This window comes from Aeromonas sp. QDB63 (assembly GCF_027707425.1).
GTDB classification, from domain to species: domain Bacteria; phylum Pseudomonadota; class Gammaproteobacteria; order Enterobacterales; family Aeromonadaceae; genus Aeromonas; species Aeromonas caviae.
Window position 1 is genome coordinate 29,451 of the sequence record NZ_JAPCIS010000014.1, and the last position, 16,982, is coordinate 46,432.

Here is a 16,982-nt window from a genome sequence, read left to right on the forward strand (position 1 = left end):
CGGGTTTTCCTGTTCCTTGAAATCAGAGTGCAATGAAGGGGCATCTTATCCCAGCCGGGGAGGGAGGGCGAGGGGGGATGCTGGAGGATGTGACCGGACGGGCAAGGCACCGGGGGCATGATGCCCCCGGTTCGGATTTACTTGACGGCCACCATCATCAGGGCGGGCAGGGCGAAGAAGAGCCCGGCCACGTAACCCAGCGCCAGCAGCTTGTTCTCGCTGCCGACCCGGGCCAGGGCTTCGGCGGCCTTGATGGGCAGCTCCCGCAGGAAGGGTACCCCGTAGATGAGCACCACGGCGAAGAGGTTGAACAGCACGTGGACCAGGGCGATGGTCAGGGCGAGCTGGGCACCGGCACCGCTGATGGCGGTGGCGGCCAGCAGGGCGGTGATGGTGGTGCCGATGTTGGCCCCCAGGGTGAAGGGATAGAGTTGGCGGGTGCTGAACACGCCGCCTCCCGCCAGGGGGATCATCAGGCTGGTGGTGGTGGAGGAGGACTGCACCATCACGGTGACCAGGGTGCCGGAGGCGATGCCGGTGAGCGGGCCACGGCCCAGGGCCTTGTGCAGCAGCTCCTTGGCACGGCCCACCATGACCTGTTGCAGCACCTTGCCAAGGGCGGTGACGCAGAACAGGATGAGCAGAATCCCGATGAGAATGGTGGCGATGGCGCCCCCCTTGCCCGGCAGGAAGGCGACGGCACCGTCGATGAGATCCAGGGACGGGGAGATGAGGGGCTTCATGAAATCCATCCCCTTCATCGACATGTCGGCGGAGCCCAGCAGTAGGCTGGCAATCCCTTCCGCACTCTTTTGCAGCAGACCGAACATCAGCTCCAGGGGCAGGAAGATGAAGACCGCCAGCAGGTTGAAGAAGTCGTGCACGGTGGCGGCGGCGAAGGCGCGGCGAAACTCGCCTCTGTCCCGGATGTGCCCCAGGGAGACGATGGTGTTGGTGATGGTGGTGCCGAGGTTGGCCCCCATCACCATGGGGATGGCCATGACCATGGGCAGGCCCCCTGCCACCAGACCGACGATCACCGAGGTGACGGTGCTGGAGGATTGCACCAGGGCGGTGGCCAGGATGCCGAGCAGCAGCGCGACGAAGGGGTTGTTGGCAAAGGCGAAGATCTGGGCCGCGCCCTCGGCGCCGCCGGAGAAGCCCTTGAAGCCGTGGGAGACGGCGCCAACGGCGACCAGGATCAGGTAGATCAGCGTGATCACCGCGAGCCAGTTGAACAGGGGGCCGGGACGACGGATCTGCTGGGGTGCGGAAGATGCGGTGCTGTGCATATGGCCTCTTGGGGTCGTTCTGCGTTGAAAATGGACGGGCGCATTACAACAAGGCTCCATGACAGAAATATGACAACGTGACACTTTTATGATGCTTTGGTGACAGGGCGGCAGGTGGCGTCGCAGACAAAAGGTGTCGGAGCAAACGCCGATATGACGCCATCCGGCTCATCACCGGCCCCCGCCCTTGCACTGGGATCCCAGGGTTATATGCTGCCGGACTTTCCTGTCTTGAAACTGAGGAAGTGATGATGCGTGCATGGGTTTTGTGCCTCTCCCTGGGTCTGCTGTCTGCCGGTGCGCAGGCCAGCGTGTTCAAGTCCGAGTGCAACCTCGACAAGGCGGTCAGGAACGAGGCGATGAACGCCACCCTGGGGGTCAAGGGCAACTGCGATGCCGACAAGCTGGTGCGCCAGCAGAAGGAGAAGGCCAATGCCGAGGTGAAGAAACACACCACGGACGTGCTGGACAAGAAGACGGCGGGACTGAAAGAGACCAGGCAGCACACCAATGCGGCCCTGAACAAGCAGAGTGCCGGTGTGAAGCAGGCGCAGGACAAGGTCAACCAGACCCGCAAGGATGTCAACGCCGTGACCAGGGATCCGGTCAAGGCGGCCGCCACGGCCGTGCTCAATCAGGGGTGAGGGTCCGCGCACCTGACGTCTGAATGCAAGAAGGGGAGCCATGGGCTCCCCTTCTGTTTGGGCGTGTGTGCCGCCTTACTGGCCGTCGGCCGCTTCCTCGTACTGACGGAAGGGGATGCGGAACACGGCGAGGCGCAGGAAGAGGTAGGTGACCCCGATCCCAGCCCAGATGAGGCCAAGCTCCAGGGAGCTCTGCTCCAGGTTGATCCAGAGGGCGCCGATGGTGGCGGCCCCCAGCAGCGGCAGCACCAGGAACAGCAGGTGCTCCTTGAGGCTCTTGTTGCGCTTCTCGCGGACCCAGAACTGGCCGATCACCGAGAGGTTGACGAAGGTGAAGGCCACCAGGGCGCCGAAGTTCACCAGGGCCAGGGCCATGTCCAGATCGAAGGAGACCGCGGAGAGGGCCAGGGCCCCCACCAGCAGCACGTTGATGGCCGGGGTGCGCCAGGTGGGGTGGATATAGCCGAACACCCGCTCCGGGATCATGCGATCGCGCCCCATCACGTAGAGAATGCGCGACACGCCGGCGTGGGCCGCCATGCCGGAGGCGAGTACGGCTGCGGTGGTGCACACCAGCACCACGCTCTGGAACAGGGTGCCACCCACGTAGAGGGCGATCTCCGGCAGCACGGCGTCCGGCTCCTTGAAGCGGGCCAGATCCGGGAAGAACAGCTGCAGGCTGTAGGAGACGGTGACGAAGATGATGCCGCCGATGAGGGCCGTCAGCACGATGGCACGGGGGATCACCTTGCCAGCATTCGGGGTCTCTTCGGAGAGAGAGCTCAGGCCGTCGAAGCCCAGGAACGAGAAGCAGAGGATGGTGGCGCCGGTGAACAGCGGCAGCATGCTGGCAGACTCCACATGGAACGGACGGCTGCTCATCAGGGTGCCGGCCCCTTCACCGTGACTCAGGCCCCAGGCGATGAGGCCGAGGAAGGTGACGATGATGGCGATCTGGATGAAGACGATGAAGCCGTTGAGGTTCGCCACCAGCTTGATGCCGCGCAGGTTCAGGAAGGTCATCACGGTCACCAGACCGAAGATGAAGATCCAGGGCTCCACGGTGGGGAACATGGCGGTCAGGTAGATCTTGGCCAGCAGGATGTTGATCATCGGCATGAACATGTAGTCCAGCAGGGAAGACCAGCCCACCATGAAGCCCACATAGGGGTGGAACACCTTCTGGGCATAGGTGTAGGCGGAGCCTGCGGACGGGAAGCGGCGCACCAGGTGGCCGTAGCTGAACGCGGTCAGCAGGATGCCGCCGAGCGCCAGCAGGTAGGCGGTGGCCACGCGACCATCCGTGATGTCACCGACGATGGCGAAGGTATCGAATACCGCCATGGGCGTGAGGTAAGCCAGACCCATCACCACGACCTGGAACAGGGTGAGGGTCTTGAGCAGCTTGGCACCGGCCATCACGCTTTCTCCTCTGCACAGGCCCCGTGGGCGAGATGGGACGGGATCAGGGACGCGGGAACGCGTCGCTGGACACAGGGGGCGCCCATCTGTGGCACAGATGCGTGGCGCACGCCGGCGGGGACCGGCAGGAAAGCAGTGAAATGCCCCATGTTTTTCCTCACAACGTCGGGAGATTGCTTGGCAATCTGGTTATCAATTCCGGCACATGGCCGGCCTCTTGGTGAATGGTGGTGTGCCCCAGAAAAGCAAAGAACCGATGTTGTTGAAACATCGGCTCTCAAGGGGCGCCGTATTGTGCCCTCAGGGGGGGGGAGGAGACAAGCGAAAAAGGCCGCCAGCGGGGAATTTGTTCCCCCCGTGAGCGATCACTTCGCCACCGCTGCCGGAAAGTCGATGACAACCTTGTCATCAGGCGGGGCCCTGCTTTGCCGCCATGTGAAACCGGCGCCCTGGGGGCGCCGGTTTCGCTCAGGAGGCGTCCTGCTCGGGGCGGCCGAGGCGGACCCGGAACACGGTGAGGCGCAGCAGCAGGTAGATGGCGCCGAGGGCGGCCCAGATCAGCCCCAGCTCGAAGGAGGCGGGCTCCAGGTTGAGCCAGAGCACCCCGATGCAGGCGGCGCCGCACAGGGGTAGGGCGAGGAACAGCAGGTGATCCTTCAGGGTCTTGTTGTGACCCAGCCTGAGATAGAAGTGGGCAATCACCGCCAGGTTGACGAAGGTGAAGGCCACCAGGGCGCCGAAGTTGATCAGTGCCAGCGCCATCTCCAGATCGAAGGCCACCGCCGAGAGGGCCAGCATGCCCACCAGCAGCACGTTGAGAGCCGGGGTCTGCCAGGTGGGGTGGATGTAGCCGAAGACGCGGCTCGGCAGGGCGCGATCCCGGCCCATCACATAGAGCAGGCGCGACACCCCGGCGTGGGAGGCGAGCCCCGAGGCGAGCACCGCCACCGTGGTGCAGACCAGCACCACCGCCTGGAACAGCTTGCCGCCCACATAGAGGGCGATCTCCGGCAGCACCGCATCCGGCTGCTGGAAGCGGGAAATGTCCGGGAAGAAGAGCTGCAGGAAGTAGGAGACGGAGATGAAGAGCACGCCGCCGATGAGGGCGGTGAGCACGATGGCCCGGGGGATCACCCGATCCGCGTTCGGGGTCTCCTCCGACAGGGTGGTGATGGCGTCAAACCCGAGGAACGACAGGCAGAGGATGGAGGCGCCGGTCAGCAGGGGATTGATGTGCATCTGCTCGGAGAAGAAGGGGCGGCTGCTCGCCACCGTGCCGAGCCCCTCGCCGTGGCTCACGCCCCAGGCGATGAGGCCGATGAAGACGGCGATGATGCTGAACTGCATGATGACGATCAGGCTGTTGAAGTTCGCCACCAGCTTGATGCCCCGCAGGTTCAGGAAGGTCATGACGGCGGCCAGGGCCAGGATGTAGGTCCAGGGGGCCACGCCGGGGAAGAGGGCCTCCATGTAGATCTTGGCCAGCAGCATGTTGATCATGGGCATGAACATGTAGTCGAGCAGGGAGACCCAGCCCACCATGAAACCCACATAGGGGTGGAACACCTTCTGGGCATAGGTGTAGGCGGAGCCTGCCGAGGGGAACTTGCGCACCAGGTGGCCGTAGCTCATGGCGGTGAACAGCATGCCGATGAGGGCGAGCAGGTAGGCGGTCGGCACATGGCCTTCGGTGATCTCGGTGACGATGCCGAAGGTGTCGAACACCGCCATGGGGGTGAGATAGGCCAGCCCCATGATGACCACGTGCCAGAGTTTCAGGCTTTTTTTCAGACCGGCGGGGTGCGGGTGCATCAGGCGATCCCCCGCAGGCTGGCTGACGGGATCAGGCTGACGGTGAGGTCATCCTGCACGGTGGGGGCGCCAGTCCGGGATGCGGACGGATGGCGCAGACCGGCGCGGGCCGGCAGGAAAGCGATGATATGCCCCATGGAGTTCCTCACTAAGAAGCGGGTGTCGTGAGATGGCGTGCCACCTCGTTATCATTTCCGGTCTGTTCCGGCCTCGTTATGGATTTGTTTGGCGCAAAAAAAGAACCGGGCTCCGATGAGCGGACGGTCCTTGAATACGGCGGCGCATTGTGCATTCGTGATGCCCCCTTGACAAGCATATCAAGGGAGCAAAAACGCATTTTTTTGCACGTGGGCGAACGCGGTCTTCCGGATCAGGCCAGGGAGGCGGACAGGGCCTGCTCCAGCAGGTCGAGCCCCTCGTCGACGATGGCCGCCGGGGCGGTCAGGGGGGCGAGGAAACGGATCACGTTGCCACGCACGCCGCAGGCCAGCAGCACCAGGCCCCGCTTGCCTGCCTCGGCCACCAGCCGCTTGGTGAGATCCGGGTCCGGTCTGGCGGCATCCCCCTCCTTCACCAGCTCCATGGCCACCATGGCGCCGGGGCCGCGGATGTTGCCGATGCAGTCAAACCGTGTCGCCAGCTGGTGCAGGCGTGCCTTGATCTGCTCCCCCTGGGCCAGGGCCTTCTGGTTCAGGCGCTCCTCCTCGATCACCTCCAGCACCGCCAGGGCGGCGGCGCAGGCGATGGGGGAGCCCGCATAGGTGCCCCCCAGGCCACCGGGCTTGGCGGCGTTCATCACCTCGCTTTTGCCCACCACGGCAGAGAGCGGGAAGCCGCCGGCCAGGCTCTTGGCGAGGGTCATGATGTCGGGTTCGACACCGCTGTATTCGGTGGCGAAGGTCTTGCCGGTGCGACAGAAACCGGTCTGGATCTCGTCGCAGATGAGCAGGATGCCGTGCTGGTCGCACACCTGGCGCAGGCGCTGCATGAAGCTGGCGGAGGCGGGGTAGAAGCCCCCTTCCCCCTGCACCGGCTCGATGATGATGGCGGCCACCCGGGTGGGTTCGATGTCGGCGCTGAAGCAGAGATCCAGCGCGGCCAGGGCATCGCCTTCACTCACTCCCAGGTAGTCGGCGGGGAAGGGGAGGTGATAGACCTCCCCCGGGAAGGGGCCGAAGCCGGTCTTGTAGGGCACCACCTTGCCGGTGAGGGCCATGCCCATCATGGTGCGGCCGTGGAAGCCCCCCTTGAAGGCGATGGTACCGCTGCGACCGGTGTGGGCGCGGGCGATCTTGATGGCGTTCTCCACCGCCTCGGCGCCGGTGGAGAGGAAGAGGGTGCGCTTGGGGGTGGGGCCGGGCACCAGGGCATTCAATTTTTCCGCCAGCTCGATATAGCCGGAGTAGGGGGTGACCTGGAAGCAGGTGTGGCTGAACTTCTCGAGCTGCTCGCGCACCGCCGCCACCACCTTGGGGTGGTTGTGGCCGGTGTTGAGCACGGCGATGCCGGAGGCAAAGTCGATGTAGCGGTTGCCCTCCACGTCCCACAGCTCGGCGTTGTGCGCCCGGTCGATGAAGACCGGCAGCAGGGTGCCGACCCCCTGGACCACGGCCGCTTCGCGGCGGGCCTGCCACTGCTGGTTGTTGCTTGAATGACTCATCTTTCCTCCCTGAGGGGCATGGGCCCCGCTATTCCTGTGCCATCTGGCCATATGTGTGCCGCCAACTGCCCTCGGGCAGGGCGGCCTGTTCGCAAAAGGGGGCCCCGGGTGTGCCCTCTGGGCCCACAAGGCGCTCGGTCGTGACCGGCGCCCCCCTCTTTCTATCTGTAAAAACGATGGGCTGCGTCATAACGCATCTGTTTTAACGATGCGATTGCCCCTTCACTCCCCTCAGCGAATGCCGCCAAAGCAGAGGTATTTGGTCTCCAGGTACTCCTCCAGCCCTTCGGCCGCCCCTTCCCGGCCCAGCCCCGACTCCTTGATCCCGCCAAAGGGGGCCAGTTCGGTGGAGATGATCCCCTCGTTGATCCCCACCATGCCGTATTCGAGCCCCTCGGCCACCCGCCACACCCGGGCGATGTCGCGGCCATAGAAGTAGGCGGCCAGGCCATAGGGGGTGTCGTTGGCAAGCGCAATGGCCTCGGCTTCCGTCTCGAAGCGCACCAGGGGGGCGACGGGCCCGAAGATCTCCTCGTCCAGAATGGGGTTGCCCCGGGTGACCCCGGTCAGGATGGTGGGGTGATAGAAGAGGGGACCGGCGGGGTGGGCGTCGCCCCCCACCAGCACCCGGGCACCGGCGGCGACCGATTGCTGCACCAGCTCGGCCACCTTGCTGGCGGCGGCCGGGTTGATGAGGGGCCCGATCTGGACGCCCTCGCCCATGCCGTCCCCCACCTTGAAGGCCTTGACCGCGGCGGCGAGCTTCTCGGCGAAGGCGTCGTAGACGCTGGCCTGCACCAGGATGCGGTTGGCGCAGACGCAGGTCTGGCCGGCGTTGCGGTATTTGGACGCCAGGGCCCCGGCCACGGCGGCGTCGAGGTCGGCGTCGTCAAAGACGATGAAGGGGGCGTTGCCGCCAAGCTCCAGGGAGAGGCGCTTCATGGTGTCGGCGCACTGGCGCATCAGCAGTTTGCCGATGCGGGTGGAGCCGGTGAAGGAGAGCTTGCGCACCACGGGGTTGCTGCACAGCTCGTTGCCCACCGCGCTCGCCTGATGGGAGGTGACGATGTTGATGACCCCGGCGGGAATGCCCGCCTGCTCCGCCAGTACCGCCAGCGCCAGGGCGCAGAGGGGCGTTTCGGCGGCGGGCTTGATGACGATGGTACAACCGGCGGCCAGCGCCGGACCCGCCTTGCGGGTGATCATGGCGATGGGGAAGTTCCAGGGGGTGATGGCGGCCACGACCCCCACCGGCTGCTTGATGGTGGCCAGGCGCCGATCGGCGGAGAAGCCGGGGATGGTGCGACCATAAGCACGCTTGCCCTCTTCCGCGAACCACTGGATGAAGCTGGCGCCGTAGGCCACCTCTCCTTTGGCTTCCGCGAGCGGCTTGCCCTGCTCGCAGGTCATGATGCGGGCGAGCTCCTCCTGGTTGGCCATGATGCGCTCGAACCAGGCGTAGAGTTTGCTGCTGCGCTCCTTGGCGGTGAGGGCCGCCCAGGCGGGTTGCGCCGCGTGGGCCGCCGCGATGGCGAGGCGGGTGTCCTCCCCGTCCATGTCGGGCACCTGGGTGATGACCTGGCCGGTGGCCGGGTTCAGGACCTCGAACCGGCGCCCGCCCAGGGACTCGCACCAGCGGCCGTCGACATAGGCCAGGGATTTGATCAGGGAGAGAGCAGGTTGTGATGCTGACATAAGTAAGGGGCCTCGATAGTGGGTCTGGGTGGCGCGTTTATGTGGGCACCACCGTATAGAATAATAAGCACGTAACGACCATAAAATGAGCCGAAATGTTTTTCAAGTGTTAAATATATTTGAGTGAACTGGGCGTCACATGCTAGAAATGGGGCTGTGAGCGCGATTGTAGCGGTTTTCATTGCGCAGGGTGTGCAAAATAATGAACGATCTGGGTTGTGCAGGATAGTGAACGGGGCTGACGTTCCTGACTCACTATATTGACCAGTCGGCCCCAGGTATTCGAATGACCATGGAAGGAGGTGGGCGATGGAGCAATCCCGTGGCGAGGTCCGGTGGCGGACCATGACGGACAACCCCCTGGCGGAGCACGAGAGAAACATGGGGGAGCGGCTTGCCCGGATCCGCAGGGAGCTCGGGCTCTCCCAGCGCCGGGTGGCGGAGCTGAGCGGCCTGACCCACGGCGCCATCTGCATGATAGAGCAGAACAAGGTGAGCCCCTCGGTGGCCTCCCTGCAAAAGCTGCTGAGCGTCTACGAGCTGCCGTTGTCGCGCTTCTTCGCCGAAGAGGAGGTGGCGAGCACGCCCAGCGTGGTGATCAAGGCGGAGCAGCTCATCGAGCTCGGCAGCCAGGGAGTCTCCATGAAGCTGGTGCACAACGGCAACAATCGGCGCCAGCTCGGCTTCATGCTGGAGACCTATGCCCCCGGCACCGACACCGGCGGCGTGGTGAAGCATCAGGGGGAGGAGGTGGGCACCGTGCTGGAAGGGTCGGTGTTGCTGACCCTGGCCGGCCAGACCTATGAACTGTGCGCCGGGGACAGCTATGTCATCGACACCGGCGAGCCCCACAGTTTCAGCAATCCCTCGGGGCAGGTCTGCCGCATCGTCAGCGCCCACACCCCGGCCAGCTTTTAATGTGAACAACCCGTTGTGTTGGAAACGAACCGGTAAGGAAACAGGGATCATGACCGAACATGTAAAGAGTTACTACGCAGCCAGTGCCAACAAACACGCGCCCTATCCCACGCTCACCGAGCAGCTGGAGTGCGACGTCTGCGTCATAGGCGCAGGCTACACCGGCCTCTCCAGTGCGCTGCATCTGGTGGAGAAGGGGTACAAGGTGGTGGTGCTGGAGGCGGCCAGGGTCGGCTTTGGCGCCAGCGGCCGCAACGGCGGCCAGATCGTCAACTCCTACAGCCGCGACATCGACACCATCGAAGCGAACTGCCCGCCGGATCAGGCCAGGCTGCTCGGCTCCATGTTGTTTGAGGGGGGCCAGATCATCCGCGAGCGGATCAAGCGCTACAACATCCAGTGCGATCTGCAGGAGGGCGGGGTCTTTGCCGCCGAGACCGAGAAGCAGCTTCACGAACTCAAGGCGCAGAAGGCGCGCTGGGAGAAGTGGGGCAACGACCAGCTGGAGCTGCTCGATGCCGACGGGGTGCGCGAGGTGGTCGCGAGCGATCGCTACGTCGGCGCCCTGCTGGACAAGAGCGGCGGCCATATCCATCCCCTCAACCTGGCGCTGGGGGAGGCGGAAGCCATCCGCATGCAGGGGGGGCTTATCTTCGAGCAGTCTGCCGTCACCAGCATCACCCCGGGTCAGCCCGCCCTGGTCAAGACCGCCAAGGGGGCAGTGAAGGCGCGCTTCGTGGTGGTGGCCGGCAACGCCTATCTCGGCAACCTGGTGCCCGAGCTCGCCGGCAAGAGCATGCCCTGCGGTACCCAGGTGATCGCCACCGAGGTGCTGGGGGAGGAGCGGGCCCGTTCACTCTTGCCACAGAACTACTGTCTGGAGGATTGCAACTACCTGCTCGACTACTACCGCACCTCCGGCGATCACCGGCTCATCTATGGCGGCGGCGTGGTCTACGGGGCGCGAGATCCGGCGGACATCGAGCGGCTGATCATCCCCAAGATGCGCAAGACCTTCCCCCAGCTCAAAGACGTCAAGGTGGAGTACACCTGGACCGGCAACTTCCTGCTCACCCTGTCGCGCCTGCCGCAGTTTGGCCGCATCGGTCACAACATCTACTACATGCAGGGCTACAGCGGCCACGGCGTCACCTGTACCCATCTGGCGGGCAAGCTGCTCTCCGAGGTGCTGAGCGGTCAGGCGGAGCGCTTCGATGCGTTCGCCAGGCTGCCGCACTACCCCTTCCCGGGTGGCCGCCTGCTGCGCATCCCCTTCACCGCCGCCGGCGCCGCCTGGTACACCCTGCGCGATCGCCTGGGGGTGTGATGTCACCGATGGCCCGCCAGGCAGGCTGGCGGCAACAAGCAGAGGGAGGCGTTATGCCTCCCTCGTTTTTTGTCGTCAACCTGCCCGGGCACGGGGCTAGAAGCGGTAGGGGAAGCGGATCCCGATGGTGTAGTCCGGTGCATCCGTGGTGAGCCCGGCAGACCAGTTGACCGCCATGGAGAGGTTGTCGGTGATGGCCCAGGTCGACCCCATGCCAAAGCTGGCGGCGTTGGCATCGGAGCCAGTGACCTTCTCCATGGCAAAGCCTTCGGACCCCTGTTCGGACTCCATGGTGACGCGCTGGTTGATGTTGAAGGAGAGGCTGAAGCGTTCGTTGAGGGCGAATGCGACCCCCAGGCCATATTCATACCAGTCTCCCAACTGGATGCTGCCGGGCTGGTTGCCCGGCTGGTAGGAGATATCGTCAAAGTCCTGCTTGAGGCTGTGACCATAGTTGAGGCTGGCAAACAGGATGGCGGGATCCATGGTCTTGACCAGGGAGAAGCCGGTGGAGAGCTGCCAGAGCCCATTGCCGGTGGCGAGCTCCTTGGGGGTCACCAGGTTGCCCGATTCCGAGGTGTTGATCTCGATGCCGTAAGGATCCTTGCCGGTCGGCGCCTTGGCCCGGAAGTTCCACACCAGATCCGGCCAATCCTCGCTCTCTGCCATGACCCTGTAGTAGATGGCGAGGCTGAGATCCCCCAGACCGCCATCGCTGACGCTCTGCTCCTCAAAGTCGCGGCTGGAGTTCTCCTTGCCGGTGCTCTGGTAGTTGGCGTTGCGGAACATGTAGGGGAGGGCCAGCTCCAGTTGCCAGCGATCGTTGAGGGTGTAGCGGGTGATGACATCCGCCGTCCACTGATCGGAGCGCACCCGATCCAGGTTGATTTCGCCAAGGAAGATGGCGTCCAGGGCGAGGAAGCCGCGCAGGGCGAGATCCTTGCGGTTGTAGTGCTGGTAGGAGAGGCCCACATCGACGGTCAGGGCGCGGTCGAACACATTGTGCTGTTCGATCATCAGGTCTTCGGTGCTGCGGCCGACTTCCGGCGTGCGCCGTGAGGCGTCCTGCTGGGTGGAGGCGACGGCGGCTCCGGCTCCGACCCCGGCAGTTGCCGTCGTGGCACCGGCGGCCTTGACGGCCTCCAGGCGGGCCTGGAGCTGATGAAGGGCCTGATTTTGCTGGATCAGTTGCTGGCGCAGGAGATCCAGCTGTTGTTGCAGGGCCTCCTCTTCGGCCGTGGCCCCCCAGCAGGCGAAGGGGGCGAGGGCAATCAACAGCATGCGAGACTGTTTCATCTGGATACGTCCTTGTTGTTTATCATCCTTTCTGATGGTTCAGCCCCCGGGCTCACCGGTGCTCAGCGCGAAAACCAGATGCGGGTCTGATTGAGCGTCTGCAAACCGTCCCCTCTGACCTTGTTGAACTGCAGCAGCCCCCGGCTGAAGTCGGTACCGCGCAGGCTCTGCTCCAGCAGGACCCGGCCGTCGGAAGAGTGTAGTTGCAAGCCGGCATAATTCCCCGAGACCCGATAGGTGGCGGTACCAAGATCGCCCTGATGCTCGTAGCTGCCCGCCTGAACCAGGTGTCCCGTCATGGTCGGGGTGGTCAGTTCAATACCGGCCTGGTTGACCGAGCTGTTGCCACTCCCCTCCAGTTGAACGACCTGCACCAGCCCGGCCCCCTGCACCTGGGCCTCCTTGGCGGGCGTGGCCGCGGGCTTGACCTCATCCTTGACGCGCACATCCAGCTTGGGCTTGTTTTGCACAATGCTCAGCGCCAGGTTCATGGCCGCCGTCTGCTGGGCCTGGGCCGTGGTCAGTGACGAGATGAACTCGATGCCGAAGTAGCTGATGCCATGGCTGCTGACATAGCGGCCGCGCAGGTGGGCCAGCTCCCCGTCCGCCAGTTCGGGCGCAAAGTGGTCTGACAGATGGGCCAGCGGGTCCGGTGCTGCCAGCAGCGGAGAGGCGATGCCACCCAGGCTGCAGAGGAGGCATAGGGCGGGTCGGGTATTCATGATGACCTCACATTAGCTCTTTGTGCTGAAAACCGAATTCCAGCAGGGATGTTTCATTGACCGGGGCGAAGAGCCCATCCTTGCCTCTGACAGAGAGCGGGGGAGAGGGGTTGGCAAGGGGGGCATCGGGACGATAGCCCGCGCCGATGACGGCGAGGAGGATGCCGTTCCAGCTCTCCTTGAACTCCTTGAAGGTGATCACCCGGTTGCCGAGGGCAGGGTCTGCCAGATAGACGCGATCGTGGCGATCGATGGCCCGCAGCACGGCAAAGTGCTGATAGCCGCGAATGTTGAGCAGGACGATGGTGGGCACCCTCACCTGGCGCAGTTTTTCATCGCCCAGTCGATACCCTCTGACCCGCATGCCGAGCATTTGCAGGTACTGCTTCATGTCGAGCATGGAGAAGCCGTAGTGCTTGACCTGCTCCGGGTCTGCCATGGCAAGCATGCCATCCATGACCCAGCGTTCATTGGTTGCATGGCCGTAGGCGTAGCGCAAGATGGTGGCGACGGCGGCGGCCCCGCAACTGAAATCCGTATGTTGGCGCTCGATGTTGGCGTACCGGCGCTCCAGAATGCTCTGCACCGGTTTGTTGAGATCCCCCAGTGCCGGGAGATGCTCCCCCAGTGGCACCGAGCCCGCCCAGACGGCAGGACAGCACAGCAACAGCAACAGCCAGCGCATTCAGACCTCCAGTGTCAGGGAAAAAGGGGGCACTGGGCCCCCTCGCATCGACTTACTTGGCAAACCCTGCGGCCAGCGAGAGATTGTTCGCTTGCAGGTTGTTGGTCCCCGAGGAGACGTTCACCCCGATGTTGCCCACGGCACCGTTGAAGGCGCCGCCATCGATGGTTGCCCGGTTGAAGGTTTCGCGGCTGGTGTAGGTGTTGACCACGGGAATATACCCGACGGCGTACCCACTGAGCTTGATGTCACCCTCTTCCTTGAACTCGAACTTGCCATCATCTTTCGGGTTGTTGTTGCCGTACCTGTCGTTGTCATTGTCGTGGCCATGTCCTTTCTTGACATCATGACCGGTACCGCCCCCCTCGTAATCGCCCCAAGCCTTGAGACCGAGGAACACTCCTGCCTTGTCAACCGTCTTGGTTGCACTCAGGCTTTGGTTTTCGGTCATGTTCTTGGAGATGCTCTGGCTGTTGGCCACGGTGGCCACGGCCATGTTGCCGGTGGACACGGAGGCTGCCATGTTGTTGGCCTGGACGTTACCCGAGCCCGAGGTCACGTTGACCCCGATGTTGCCTGCGGCATCCTTGAAGGCCCCATCGCCCACACCGGCCTTGTTCTGATGGCCGTGATTGGTCGTCCAGTTGTTGCTGGCGCTTTGGGTGGAGAAGACCTCGGCATCCGACGATCCGCCAGGGGCGCCATGTTGTTGTTGACCACGACCCATGATGAACTCGGCATCGACCTCGTCATAGGCGGCCAGGGAAGCGCTGTTGCCCTGTACGTTGGAGTCACCGGCTGCGACGTTGGCGCCGATGTTACCGGATGCACCCTTGAACGAGCCGTCGATCTTGCTCGTGTTCTCCGTTCTTGTATTGGCGGTGCCTATCATGGAACTGGACTGCTGGTTGTCCACGACGGCCATGCCGAGTTTGTTGACGTTGATGTAGCCGCCGACATTGACCCTGCCTTCGTATTCCACATCGACTTCTGCCTTGACCTTCTTGGTCAAGGTTGCCCCTGTCTCATCTCTGTCACCGCGGTAATCGGCGGATGCAGTGCCCGACATGGCCATGATGACCGCGGCGGCTAATGAGCTATAAATAAGTCCACGCATAATGAGTCTCTCCATTGAACTTTCAGCGGAAGATATGCCCATCGGCTGATACCCCCGGGCCTGGCTTCCTATCCCTGCGGCATCATGGGGATGCCGTTACTGCGCCAGCCAGGGGCAGGGAAACCATGTTGACTGACTGGTTTCCCTGTCCCGTGACTTGGTTCACCTGAATGACCCCCTTGCTGCCCGTGAGGGCGGTGTCATCCAGATAGATGCTGGTAGTGGTGTTGGCGGGGGGCTTTCCCCCTGGGGTCTTCGCGACACTGGAGCTGAGATTGATGTCGGTCACGACACCCAGGCCGCTGTCATCGAGGGACAGGGCGAAGGCGTTCAGTTGCTGGTTGCCCTCACCCGCCCCCTGATTGATGCCGACCAGTCCCCGGTTCTGGCTCAGGGCCGAGCCCAGGATGGCGACGCTCTGGCTGCCGTTCAGATTGGTGGTGGATTGATTCAGCTGACCAAATTGAATGACGGCCGGACCCGAAATGGCGATGGCGGCAAGATTGCCTTGTTGGTTGTTATTGCCGGCAACCATATTGACGCCCATGGAACCACGAATATTGCTCAATGCCTGAGCACCGAGATCGACCCGGTTTTGTGCCATTGAGGGGGTGGCAAATGCCAGAAAAGGAAATGCTGCCAATGCAATATATATTTTCATGTTCTGTCTCCATGTGCCAGGAGGGCTTATTGGAGAGAGCAACGACCATGCCAATTTACAACCATATGATTTTTAGCTGTTTTTTATTTGATGTAATTGTTTTTACGTCTCAATATTGAGAGCGACATATTATGTCGTGAAGTAAGCGCTTATTTATCAATGGATTTATTTTTTCTCACGGATAATTTGGCTGTCTCAATATTGTGGTGCCATCAATCTAAAGGCGGGATGGTTTATAGTTATCATCGTCTGGCCATATTAAATGGCGCCATTTGATGATAAAGGGAGTTATCTGGACAAGTCGTCAGACTCCTTCGTGCAGTGGCGATAACAAGGAGTTGTCCCTATGACAGAAACGGCATTGTTGCTCATCAATTCATGTGCCGTACTGGAAAGCCTGCTGGAACAAGGCGAGTGGCAGGTGGAGCAGGCAAGCTCCCTGGTGGTGGCAGAGAAAAAACTGCAGGAAAAGGACTATCCCCTGGTGCTGGTGGTGATCGAGCATCAGCAGCACGAAGCCCTCTACAACCTGATAGCGCAGCACTCCGGCGCCTTGTGGATCGGCCTCATCCAGCGGGACTGTCTCGCCAGCGAAGCCCTTCGCAATCTGCTGGCCGCCTGTTTTCATGATTTTCACACCTTTCCCCTGGACAGAGACAGGCTCTCCCACAGCCTGGGACATGCCCTGGGGATGGCGCGCCTCATCCGGCGACACCGCCCCCGACTGCAACCCCAGCTTCGTTTCATCCAGGGGGAGAGCGCCCCCATCCGCCAGTTGCGCGACCAGATCGTGCGGTTGCAGCATTGCCGCCTGCCCGTACTGGTGACGGGACCGAGCGGCACGGGCAAGGAGCTGGTGGCCCGGGAGCTGCACTACAGCACGTTCGGGGAGGAGAGCCCCTTCGTGGCGGTCAATTGCGGGGCCATGCCCCATCAGCTCATCCAGTCCGAGCTGTTCGGCCACGTCAAAGGGGCCTTCACCGGGGCACAGCACCACAAGATAGGCAAGATAGAGGCCGCCGATGGCGGCACCCTGTTTCTCGACGAGATAGGGGAGCTGCCGCTGGAGGATCAGGCAACCCTGCTGCGCTTCTTGCAGGAGCAGTGCATAGAGGCGGTGGGCAGCCACCTGTCGCGTCGTGTGGATGTGCGGATCATCGCGGCCACCAATATCGATGTGGAGCAGGCGGTGGCCAGCGGCGGATTTCGCATGGATCTCTACTACCGGCTCAACGTGGTGCGCCTGCGCACCCCGGCCTTGTGCGAGCGGGCGGAAGACATCCAGCTCCTTGCCGATGACATTCTGGCGGAAGTGCGGGGCGGGCGGGTGCTCAGCTTCACCCGCAAGGCGCGCCAGGCCATGCAGTCCTATGGCTGGCCGGGGAATGTGAGGGAGCTGCGCAACCGGGTGCAGCGGGCGGTGGTCATGTGCAGCGGCCCCTTCATCGAAGCCGATGACATGGAGCTGACCAACATGGACAGCCTGCTGCTCGACGGCTCGCTCAAGGCGGTGCGCGAAGCGGCGGAGCGTCAGGCCTTGCAACGGACGCTGGCCCGCTTCCCCGATCAGCTCGAGGAGGTGGCCCGCACGCTCGATATCTCCCGGGCCACCCTTTATCGCCTGCTGGACAAGCACGATCTGCTGTGAGGGGACGGCAGTATCGCCCCGTCATGCAAAAAGCCCGGGCAGCAGGCCCGGGCTGCTTGTCTGGCCCCGTCGTGGGGACTCGT

The 16,982-nt window shown here is 63.2% G+C and carries 15 protein-coding genes; 4 read left to right on the forward strand and 11 right to left on the reverse strand.

What is annotated here, in order from left to right:
* Window positions 1–137: 137 nt before the first annotated feature.
* Window positions 138–1,292, reverse strand: a complete 1,155-nt coding sequence (locus PG879_RS11190) for a Na/Pi symporter (RefSeq protein ID WP_270830193.1) — start codon at window positions 1,290–1,292, stop codon at window positions 138–140.
* Window positions 1,293–1,543: 251 nt separating this feature from the next.
* Between PG879_RS11190 and PG879_RS11195 the strand changes: the two genes are divergently transcribed.
* Window positions 1,544–1,936 carry a hypothetical protein gene (locus tag PG879_RS11195; RefSeq protein WP_069651686.1) on the forward strand — a complete coding sequence of 131 codons (393 nt, stop codon included), beginning with the start codon at window positions 1,544–1,546 and terminating at the stop codon, window positions 1,934–1,936.
* Window positions 1,937–2,011: 75 nt separating this feature from the next.
* Here the strand turns inward: PG879_RS11195 and PG879_RS11200 are convergent, their stop codons facing one another.
* The 5 genes from PG879_RS11200 to PG879_RS11220 all read right to left on the reverse strand — a co-directional run bounded on the left by PG879_RS11200 (window position 2,012) and on the right by PG879_RS11220 (window position 8,525).
* Complete coding sequence (locus PG879_RS11200; protein ID WP_039039328.1) at window positions 2,012–3,355, reverse strand: APC family permease; 1,344 nt, start codon at window positions 3,353–3,355, stop codon at window positions 2,012–2,014.
* 471 nt (window positions 3,356–3,826) lie between these two features.
* Complete coding sequence (locus tag PG879_RS11205) at window positions 3,827–5,170, reverse strand: APC family permease (protein WP_041214747.1); 1,344 nt, start codon at window positions 5,168–5,170, stop codon at window positions 3,827–3,829.
* Complete coding sequence (locus PG879_RS11210) at window positions 5,170–5,307, reverse strand: hypothetical protein (protein WP_164882979.1); 138 nt, start codon at window positions 5,305–5,307, stop codon at window positions 5,170–5,172. Before PG879_RS11210 ends, PG879_RS11205 begins: the two co-directional genes overlap by 1 nt.
* Before the next feature lie 233 nt (window positions 5,308–5,540).
* Window positions 5,541–6,830, reverse strand: a complete 1,290-nt coding sequence (gene gabT / locus PG879_RS11215; protein WP_252593138.1) for a 4-aminobutyrate--2-oxoglutarate transaminase — start codon at window positions 6,828–6,830, stop codon at window positions 5,541–5,543.
* Window positions 6,831–7,061: 231 nt separating this feature from the next.
* Window positions 7,062–8,525 (reverse strand): NAD-dependent succinate-semialdehyde dehydrogenase, encoded by a 1,464-nt coding sequence (locus PG879_RS11220; RefSeq protein ID WP_010673552.1) that lies wholly within the window; start codon window positions 8,523–8,525, stop codon window positions 7,062–7,064.
* A gap of 309 nt (window positions 8,526–8,834) precedes the next feature.
* Here PG879_RS11220 and puuR point away from each other — a divergent pair, with 309 nt between their 5' ends.
* Window positions 8,835–9,443 (forward strand): HTH-type transcriptional regulator PuuR, encoded by a 609-nt coding sequence (gene puuR, locus PG879_RS11225; RefSeq protein WP_029314011.1) that lies wholly within the window; start codon window positions 8,835–8,837, stop codon window positions 9,441–9,443.
* 49 nt (window positions 9,444–9,492) lie between these two features.
* Window positions 9,493–10,770, forward strand: a complete 1,278-nt coding sequence (locus PG879_RS11230) for an NAD(P)/FAD-dependent oxidoreductase (RefSeq protein WP_125117411.1) — start codon at window positions 9,493–9,495, stop codon at window positions 10,768–10,770.
* Between the two features lie 96 nt (window positions 10,771–10,866).
* Here the strand turns inward: PG879_RS11230 and PG879_RS11235 are convergent, their stop codons facing one another.
* The 5 genes from PG879_RS11235 to PG879_RS11255 form a co-directional block, all read right to left on the reverse strand.
* Window positions 10,867–12,066 (reverse strand): transporter, encoded by a 1,200-nt coding sequence (locus PG879_RS11235; protein ID WP_227262963.1) that lies wholly within the window; start codon window positions 12,064–12,066, stop codon window positions 10,867–10,869.
* Window positions 12,067–12,128: 62 nt separating this feature from the next.
* The gene (locus PG879_RS11240) at window positions 12,129–12,788 is read right to left on the reverse strand and encodes a hypothetical protein (protein ID WP_039039334.1); all 660 of its coding nucleotides are present in this window, start codon (window positions 12,786–12,788) and stop codon (window positions 12,129–12,131) included.
* Window positions 12,789–12,795: 7 nt separating this feature from the next.
* Window positions 12,796–13,473 (reverse strand): C39 family peptidase, encoded by a 678-nt coding sequence (locus PG879_RS11245; RefSeq protein ID WP_039039335.1) that lies wholly within the window; start codon window positions 13,471–13,473, stop codon window positions 12,796–12,798.
* 52 nt (window positions 13,474–13,525) lie between these two features.
* Window positions 13,526–14,485 carry a hypothetical protein gene (locus PG879_RS11250; protein WP_270830196.1) on the reverse strand — a complete coding sequence of 320 codons (960 nt, stop codon included), beginning with the start codon at window positions 14,483–14,485 and terminating at the stop codon, window positions 13,526–13,528.
* 187 nt (window positions 14,486–14,672) lie between these two features.
* Window positions 14,673–15,251 (reverse strand): hypothetical protein, encoded by a 579-nt coding sequence (locus tag PG879_RS11255; RefSeq protein ID WP_223924172.1) that lies wholly within the window; start codon window positions 15,249–15,251, stop codon window positions 14,673–14,675.
* A gap of 346 nt (window positions 15,252–15,597) precedes the next feature.
* On the opposite strand from PG879_RS11255, the gene PG879_RS11260 reads away from it, so the two are divergent.
* Complete coding sequence (locus tag PG879_RS11260; RefSeq protein ID WP_041213309.1) at window positions 15,598–16,899, forward strand: sigma-54 dependent transcriptional regulator; 1,302 nt, start codon at window positions 15,598–15,600, stop codon at window positions 16,897–16,899.
* Window positions 16,900–16,982 lie beyond the last annotated feature (83 nt).

Excerpts from the sequence above, each read along its gene's own strand:
- PG879_RS11195 (WP_069651686.1), top strand. The coding sequence starts at position 1,544 with ATGCGTGCATGGGTTTTGTGCCTCTCCCTGGGTCTGCTGTCTGCCGGT.
- PG879_RS11200 (WP_039039328.1), bottom strand. The coding sequence starts at position 3,355 with ATGGCCGGTGCCAAGCTGCTCAAGACCCTCACCCTGTTCCAGGTCGTG.
- PG879_RS11245 (WP_039039335.1), bottom strand. The coding sequence starts at position 13,473 with ATGCGCTGGCTGTTGCTGTTGCTGTGCTGTCCTGCCGTCTGGGCGGGC.
- PG879_RS11255 (WP_223924172.1), bottom strand. The coding sequence starts at position 15,251 with ATGAAAATATATATTGCATTGGCAGCATTTCCTTTTCTGGCATTTGCC.
- PG879_RS11260 (WP_041213309.1), top strand. The coding sequence starts at position 15,598 with ATGACAGAAACGGCATTGTTGCTCATCAATTCATGTGCCGTACTGGAA.
- PG879_RS11190 (WP_270830193.1), bottom strand. The coding sequence starts at position 1,292 with ATGCACAGCACCGCATCTTCCGCACCCCAGCAGATCCGTCGTCCCGGC.
- PG879_RS11235 (WP_227262963.1), bottom strand. The coding sequence starts at position 12,066 with ATGAAACAGTCTCGCATGCTGTTGATTGCCCTCGCCCCCTTCGCCTGC.
- PG879_RS11205 (WP_041214747.1), bottom strand. The coding sequence starts at position 5,170 with ATGCACCCGCACCCCGCCGGTCTGAAAAAAAGCCTGAAACTCTGGCAC.
- PG879_RS11210 (WP_164882979.1), bottom strand. The coding sequence starts at position 5,307 with ATGGGGCATATCATCGCTTTCCTGCCGGCCCGCGCCGGTCTGCGCCAT.
- gabT (WP_252593138.1), bottom strand. The coding sequence starts at position 6,830 with ATGAGTCATTCAAGCAACAACCAGCAGTGGCAGGCCCGCCGCGAAGCG.
- puuR (WP_029314011.1), top strand. The coding sequence starts at position 8,835 with ATGGAGCAATCCCGTGGCGAGGTCCGGTGGCGGACCATGACGGACAAC.
- PG879_RS11230 (WP_125117411.1), top strand. The coding sequence starts at position 9,493 with ATGACCGAACATGTAAAGAGTTACTACGCAGCCAGTGCCAACAAACAC.
- PG879_RS11220 (WP_010673552.1), bottom strand. The coding sequence starts at position 8,525 with ATGTCAGCATCACAACCTGCTCTCTCCCTGATCAAATCCCTGGCCTAT.
- PG879_RS11240 (WP_039039334.1), bottom strand. The coding sequence starts at position 12,788 with ATGAATACCCGACCCGCCCTATGCCTCCTCTGCAGCCTGGGTGGCATC.